The organism is Streptococcus sp. 2106 (assembly GCF_013277315.1).
GTDB lineage: Bacteria > Bacillota > Bacilli > Lactobacillales > Streptococcaceae > Streptococcus > Streptococcus pseudopneumoniae.
The window spans coordinates 1-7,145 of record NZ_VMMS01000093.1; the positions used below are offsets into that span (position 1 = coordinate 1).

General features: G+C 40.6%; 8 protein-coding genes and 1 pseudogene. 4 read left to right on the forward strand and 5 right to left on the reverse strand.

Annotation, left to right across the window (positions count from 1 at the left end; translation table 11 throughout):
* Positions 1-201: 201 nt before the first annotated feature.
* The 3 genes from HT723_RS09640 to HT723_RS09650 all read right to left on the reverse strand — a co-directional run bounded on the left by HT723_RS09640 (position 202) and on the right by HT723_RS09650 (position 2,630).
* On the reverse strand, positions 202-1,059 hold the full coding sequence (locus HT723_RS09640) for a bifunctional methylenetetrahydrofolate dehydrogenase/methenyltetrahydrofolate cyclohydrolase (RefSeq protein ID WP_172933611.1): 858 nt from the start codon (positions 1,057-1,059) through the stop codon (positions 202-204).
* Between the two features lie 153 nt (positions 1,060-1,212).
* A complete protein-coding gene (locus tag HT723_RS09645) occupies positions 1,213-1,947 on the reverse strand; it encodes an amino acid ABC transporter ATP-binding protein (protein WP_172935105.1) in 735 nt (244 codons plus the stop codon).
* The gene (locus HT723_RS09650) at positions 1,947-2,630 is read right to left on the reverse strand and encodes an amino acid ABC transporter permease (protein WP_172935106.1); all 684 of its coding nucleotides are present in this window, start codon (positions 2,628-2,630) and stop codon (positions 1,947-1,949) included. The genes HT723_RS09645 and HT723_RS09650 overlap by 1 nt, the downstream gene beginning before the upstream one ends.
* A 190-nt stretch (positions 2,631-2,820) precedes the next feature.
* Between HT723_RS09650 and HT723_RS09655 the strand changes: the two genes are divergently transcribed.
* The 3 genes from HT723_RS09655 to HT723_RS09665 all read left to right on the forward strand — a co-directional run bounded on the left by HT723_RS09655 (position 2,821) and on the right by HT723_RS09665 (position 6,122).
* A complete protein-coding gene (locus tag HT723_RS09655; RefSeq protein WP_000443574.1) occupies positions 2,821-3,051 on the forward strand; it encodes a DUF1797 family protein in 231 nt (76 codons plus the stop codon).
* A 230-nt stretch (positions 3,052-3,281) separates the two neighbouring features.
* Entirely contained in the window at positions 3,282-5,540 is a 2,259-nt protein-coding gene (locus HT723_RS09660; RefSeq protein WP_172935107.1) for an ATP-dependent Clp protease ATP-binding subunit, read from the forward strand.
* A 129-nt stretch (positions 5,541-5,669) separates the two neighbouring features.
* Positions 5,670-6,122: an NUDIX hydrolase gene (locus HT723_RS09665; RefSeq protein ID WP_172935108.1), complete on the forward strand. Its 453-nt coding sequence runs from the start codon at positions 5,670-5,672 to the stop codon at positions 6,120-6,122.
* On the opposite strand, the gene HT723_RS11720 is transcribed toward HT723_RS09665, so the two are convergent.
* Positions 6,119-6,265 carry a hypothetical protein gene (locus HT723_RS11720; protein ID WP_240154965.1) on the reverse strand — a complete coding sequence of 49 codons (147 nt, stop codon included), beginning with the start codon at positions 6,263-6,265 and terminating at the stop codon, positions 6,119-6,121. The two genes, HT723_RS09665 and HT723_RS11720, sit on opposite strands and share 4 nt — an antisense overlap.
* A 67-nt stretch (positions 6,266-6,332) precedes the next feature.
* Between HT723_RS11720 and HT723_RS09675 the strand changes: the two genes are divergently transcribed.
* Positions 6,333-6,632, forward strand: a complete 300-nt coding sequence (locus HT723_RS09675) for a DUF1827 family protein (RefSeq protein ID WP_172935109.1) — start codon at positions 6,333-6,335, stop codon at positions 6,630-6,632.
* 193 nt (positions 6,633-6,825) lie between these two features.
* Here the strand turns inward: HT723_RS09675 and HT723_RS09680 are convergent.
* Positions 6,826-7,145 (reverse strand): annotated as a pseudogene (locus HT723_RS09680) (IS630 family transposase); the annotation flags it as partial.

A 7,145-nucleotide genomic window follows, 5' to 3' on the forward strand; every position in this document is an offset into this window, starting at 1 on the left:
AAAAGTTGAAAAATAGTCGGAAAATCCAGATGTACCAAGGGATTAAGTAAGGTCGGCGGAAAATTAAGTGATAAAGTCGGGATTATACAACAAAAAGGAGGCGCAGACCTCCTTTTGTAATCTTATATCTAAAATTTAATACTCATTTCTGCCATTTCAGATATAGCTATAGAAAATACACTCTCTTCAGCGATTTTTCTCTTATTTTCTATCCAATGTCCGAAGTGCTGCCTGATAAGTTTGCTCCATTAGCATGGTAATGGTCATAGGGCCTACACCTCCAGGAACTGGTGTGATGTGGCTAGCAAGTGGGGCAACTGCCTCATAGTCAACATCTCCACAGAGCTTCCCATTTTCATCGCGGTTCATACCGACATCAATGACAACCGCACCTGGTTTGACAAAGTCAGCAGTCACAAACTTAGCACGACCGATTGCGACCACCAGAATATCTGCTTTAGCAGCCACCTTGGCAAGATTATGGGTGCGTGAATGGGTCAAGGTTACTGTTGCATTTTTGGCTAAAAGAAGCTGGGCCATGGGTTTTCCAACAATGTTTGAACGACCGATGACGACCGCATTTTTACCTTCTAATTCAATCCCATATTCATGAAACATTTCCATAATTCCTGCAGGTGTCGAAGGAATCATGACTGGATGACCAGACCAGAGACGCCCCATGTTTAAGGGATGGAACCCATCCACATCCTTTTCTGGATCAATAGACAATAGAACCGCCTCTTCATCAATGTGTTTTGGTAATGGCAACTGAACCAAAATCCCATGCCAAGCTGGATCCTGATTGTATTTAGCAATCAGGTCTAACAATTCCTCTTGAGTAATGGTCTCTGGAACTCGCACTACTTCGCTACGGAAACCAGCCGCAAGGGCAGAACGTTCCTTGTTACGAACGTAGACTTGGCTGGCTGGATTGTCTCCAACCAAAATCACTACCAAACCAGGTACTAGACCTGTTTCTTCCTTTAATCTTGCAGTCTTTTCAGCCAACTGCCCCTGCAATTTGGCAGCTAAAGCTTTCCCATCAATAATCTGTGTCATATCATTTCTCTTTTCTTTCAAATATCTTCCATTATACCAAAAACTGCTAGTACCCTCTAACACTTCTTTCCTAGCCAACCTTATAGTTTCAAACTATAAGAAAAAGCTCTGGTTGAGCTTTTCACTAATCTTGTCTTGAAATTTTAAAATAGATTATAAAACCTTACTCAAGAAGTCTTTAGTCCGTTGTTCTTGGGTTTGTTCAAAAATCTGTTCAGGTATTCCGTCTTCAACAACCACACCGTCTGCCATAAAGATGACACGATCTGCCACCTCACGGGCAAATCCCATCTCATGTGTTACGATAACCATGGTCATTCCTGACTTGGCTAGATCTTGCATAACAGCCAATACCTCACCCACCATTTCAGGATCCAAGGCTGAAGTCGGTTCATCAAAGAGCAAAACATCTGGTTCCATTGCCAACCCACGCGCGATGGCAATCCGTTGTTGCTGCCCACCTGACAAACTCTGTGGATAAGCGTCTGCCTTATCTGGCAAACCAACTTTTTCCAAAAGCTCTTGGGCTCTCTTCTCAGCAACTGCCTTGCTTTCACCTTTGGTCTTGATAGGTGACAAGGTGATATTTTCCATCACAGTCATATTAGGAAAGAGATTGAATTGTTGGAAAACCATGCCCATCTTCTCACGCATGGCAAAGAGGTCATTCTTCTTGTCCGTAATATCGACTCCCTCAAAGATAACCTTCCCCTTGGTTGATTCTTCCAACAAATTCATAGAGCGAAGCAAGGTAGATTTCCCACTCCCTGAAGGACCGATGATAACGACAACTTCTCCTCTTTTAATCTCGAGGTTGATGCCCTTCAATACTTCATTCTTTCCAAAGGATTTATGTAAATTTTCAATTTTTATCAAGGTGTCTGTCATTATTTCTTATCTCCTTGTCCCATATGTTTTTCAAAAGCTTTCAAGGCTACTGTCAAAATAGAAGTCATAATCAAGTAATAAAAGGCTGCAAATAAAAGTGGTGTTAAAGATAGATAGGTTGTTGTAGAAACTGTTGTAGCACCGTTCCACAACTCCATAACCCCAATAGCTGATAAGAGGGAGCTGTCCTTGATAATGGTGATAAATTCGTTCCCCAATGCTGGCAAAATATTTTTGATTGCTTGTGGCAAAATCACATACCGCATCGCATTTTTAGGACGAATCCCTAAAGAATAGGCCGCCTCTAACTGCCCCTTAGGAACCGCATTAATCCCAGCACGAACAGTCTCAGAAACATAAGCACCACTGTTCATAGAAATAATCAAAATCCCTGGAATCAGACGAGAAAGATCAACACCCAAAATCCCAACCTGAATAGTCGGAGCATTGATGTGCATAAGAGCAAAGGTAATCATAATCTGAACCATCATAGGTGTCCCACGGAAAATCCAAACGTACAAGTTGGCCAGCCAAACAAGCGGTTTAAACTTTGAACGTTGCCCAAAAGCCAAGACAACCCCCAAAATGGTTCCCAAAATGACAACACAGATAGAAATAAGAACCGTCACAACAGCCCCATAGTTAAAATAAGATAAATACTTAGGTAAAAAAGAAAAATTCATAGTCACACTGCTTTCTAAAATAGAATACTGTATGATTATAACGTATATTGAATTAAAATTCAAATCTTTTATCCAATTTATTTAAAAATCTTTAAACTAGCAGAATTAGCGAGAAATCTTAGTTTTTTTCTAGTCAAGTTGGCCTCCTTTATGGTAAAATAGTAACGATAAGAAATGAAGGAGAATCAAAATGGAATCACATTTGGTTAGAATCATCAACCGCCTTGAAGCAATGGCAAACGATGGCGGAAATTTAAAACGTAATTTTGAACGCGAAGGAGTTGTTGTTGCAGAAGTTGCGTACAGCCACGACGAAGAAAACGGCTCAATCTTTACCCTTCGTGACGTAGAAGCTCGCGAAACTTATACGTTCGACAGCATTGACTTGATTGCAATGGAGATTTACGAACTCCTTTACTAATACAAAACAAGCTGGGATTGCCCCTGCATGTCTAACCAAAATCCTTTTTGTCTCACAAATAGGATTTTTTTAGTCCAAATTCACAAAGATGATTTTCATTGTAACAACTTCTCAAAGCTGCAATCTTTTTACTTGCTTTACACCCCAATCCTGTTATAATGAGAGTATAGGAATTTGACTATTTTTGACCTTTAAACAGATCAGGATAAAGAAAGAAATGAGGTAGATGTATGCTTTGTCAAAACTGTAAAATCAACGACTCAACAATTCATCTTTACACCAATCTCAATGGAAAACAAAAACAAATTGACCTCTGTCAAAACTGCTACAAGATTATCAAAACAGATCCTAACAATAGCCTCTTCAAAGGTATGACGGATCTGAACAATCGTGACTTCGATCCCTTTGGTGATTTTTTCAATGACCTAAACAATTTCAGACCTTCTAGCAATACTCCTCCTATTCCCCCAACCCAATCAGGTGGAGGTTACGGTGGAAACGGCGGTTATGGTTCCCAAAATCGTGGTTCTGCTCAAACTCCACCAGCAAGCCAAGAAAAAGGCCTGCTGGAAGAATTTGGTATCAACGTAACTGAGATTGCCCGTCGTGGAGACATTGACCCCGTTATTGGGCGCGACAATGAGATTATCCGTGTCATCGAGATTCTCAATCGTAGAACCAAGAATAATCCTGTTCTTATCGGTGAACCGGGTGTCGGAAAAACGGCCGTTGTCGAAGGTCTAGCTCAGAAAATCGTTGATGGCGATGTTCCACATAAACTCCAAGGTAAACAAGTCATCCGTCTGGATGTGGTTAGCTTGGTGCAAGGAACGGGGATCCGTGGACAATTTGAAGAACGCATGCAAAAACTCATGGAAGAAATTCGCAAACGTGAGGACATCATCCTCTTTATCGATGAAATCCATGAAATTGTCGGTGCTGGTTCTGCGAGTGATGGTAATATGGACGCAGGAAATATCCTCAAGCCAGCCCTTGCTCGTGGGGAACTGCAACTGGTCGGCGCTACTACCCTCAATGAATACCGTATCATTGAAAAGGATGCTGCCCTCGAGCGTCGTATGCAGCCTGTCAAGGTTGATGAACCAACGGTGGAAGAAACAATCACTATCCTCAAAGGGATTCAAAAGAAATACGAAGACTACCACCACGTTCAATATACCGATGCTGCAATTGAAGCAGCTGCAACTCTTTCCAATCGTTACATCCAAGATCGCTTCTTACCTGACAAGGCCATTGACCTCCTAGATGAAGCTGGTTCTAAGATGAATTTGACCTTGAATTTTGTAGACCCTAAAGTCATTGATCAGCGCTTGATTGAGGCTGAAAATCTCAAGTCTCAAGCTACACGAGAAGAAGATTTTGAAAAAGCCGCCTACTTCCGTGACCAGATTGCCAAATATAAGGAAATGCAAAAGAAAAAGGTCACAGACCAGGATACTCCAATCATCAGTGAAAAAACCATTGAGCATATTATTGAACAGAAAACCAACATCCCTGTTGGTGATTTAAAAGAGAAAGAACAATCTCAACTCATCCATCTAGCCGAAGATCTCAAGTCTCATGTTATTGGGCAGGATGATGCAGTCGATAAGATTGCCAAGGCTATTCGCCGGAATCGTGTCGGACTTGGTACCCCTAACCGCCCAATTGGAAGCTTCCTCTTTGTCGGACCAACTGGTGTCGGTAAGACAGAACTTTCCAAACAACTAGCTATCGAACTCTTTGGTTCTGCTGACAGCATGATTCGCTTTGACATGAGCGAATACATGGAAAAACACAGCGTGGCTAAGTTGGTCGGTGCCCCTCCAGGTTATGTTGGCTACGATGAGGCTGGGCAATTAACTGAAAAAGTTCGTCGCAATCCCTACTCTCTTATTCTCCTGGATGAAGTGGAAAAAGCCCATCCAGACGTCATACATATGTTCCTTCAGGTCTTGGACGATGGTCGTTTGACAGATGGGCAAGGACGTACCGTTAGCTTCAAGGATGCTATCATTATCATGACTTCAAATGCTGGGACTGGAAAAGCCGAAGCCAGCGTTGGATTTGGTGCTGCTAGAGAAGGACGTACAAACTCCGTCCTCGGTGAACTCGGTAACTTCTTTAGCCCAGAGTTTATGAACCGTTTTGATGGTATTATCGAATTTAAGGCTCTCAGCAAAGATAATCTCCTTCAGATTGTCGAGCTCATGCTAGCAGATGTTAACAAGCGCCTTTCTAGCAACAACATTCATTTAGATGTAACTGAAAAGGTCAAGGAAAAATTAGTTGACCTCGGTTATGATCCAAAAATGGGAGCACGCCCACTTCGTCGGACTATTCAAGACTATATTGAGGACGCAATCACTGACTACTACCTTGAAAATCCAAGCGAAAAAGATCTCAAAGCAGTTATGACTAACAAGGGAAACATTCAGATTAAATCTGCCAAAAAAGCTGAAGTAAAAAATTCTGAAAAAGAAGTATAAATCCTATAGAAAAGGAGTAGAAAATGAAAATTTTCTGCTCTTTTTTACTAAAATAACTATAAGTTCTTGACAGCTTGCCCTTTGTCCATTATGATAATAATAACGATACTAGATAATGAGGAAAATGCAATGGCAAACCCAACTTTCGGAGAAAAAAAAGCGAATACAGACTATGTTTCACGTTACGGTGTATATGCAGTTATCCCTGACGCTGAACAAAAACAAATAGTTTTAGTTCAAGCTCCTAATGGTGCTTGGTTCTTACCAGGTGGCGAAATTGAAGCAGGGGAAAATCATCAGGAAGCCCTAAAGCGTGAATTGATTGAAGAGCTTGGTTTCACTGCTGAAATTGGTACCTATTATGGACAAGCTGACGAATATTTCTACTCTCGTCACCGTGACACCTACTACTACAATCCTGCCTACTTTTATGAAGCGACTTCTTTCAAAGAAGTTCAAAAACCACTAGAAGACTTTAATCATATCGCCTGGTTCCCTATTGACGAGGCTATTGAAAATCTCAAACGTGGTAGCCATAAATGGGCTATCCAATCTTGGAAAAAACAGCATAAGATTAGCTAATACTCTTCGAAAATCTCTTCAAACCACGTCAGCGTCGCCTTACCGTAGATATGGTCACTGACTTCATTAGTCTTATCTACAACCTCAAAACTGTGTTTTGAGCAACCTGCGGCTAGCTTCCTAGTTTGCTCTTTGATTTTCATTGAGTATAAATCAAGCGACTTTATTTAAAAAGTGCTATAATAGAATTAGAAAATCGGAGGAAATATTATGAAGCTTATCAATACGACAAACTCACACTCGCAACTTGTAAAAAGCCAGCTAGAAAGTACCGATGCAACCCTTGTTGAGGTTTACTCAGCAGGAAATACTGATGTTATTTTTACCCAAGCCCCGCTTCACTATGAAATCCTCATCTCAAATAAACACCGTGCTATTCGTGAGCCTGAAATCGAAACCATTCAAGAATTTTTCTTGAAACGTAAAATTGATAAGGACTCTATTGATGAAGCCAATATCAAGACACTCTACTCAGAGAAATTGATTGGAATTTCAATCCCAATCCAGTGAGGAAATTGAGTAAAAACTCTACTTGAGCGAAAGTCCAATAAGTCTTCCCACAATAAAACGCATAGTATTGAGGTACACTGTACACTCGCTATTATGCGTTTTTATATAGTAGATTGAAACTATAATAGTACACCTCTACTTCTAAAACATTGTTAGAAATCGGTTTGACTGTCCTGATCGATTTGTCCTATTCTTATTTCATTTTATAGTCATTTAGTTTTAAAAAGCATTCCAAACATTCAAAAATAGTTGGAACTTCCCTTAATAAATCCGTCACTTTCTTTTTCAAGATAGCCCAAGCTTGCTCAATAGGATTCAAATCCGGTGAATAAGGTGGTAGAGGTAAGAAAAAGTGTTTATCTTGGATGCAGAGTTCATCCAAAATGTTCTTGGTATGAAAACTAGCATTGCCCATGACAATAACATGAGGTGTCTTCAAAGCAGGTAGGAGTTGCGTTTTGAACCACTCCACAAAGAAATCGCTTGTCATGCTTTTCTTGTAAATCATGGGAG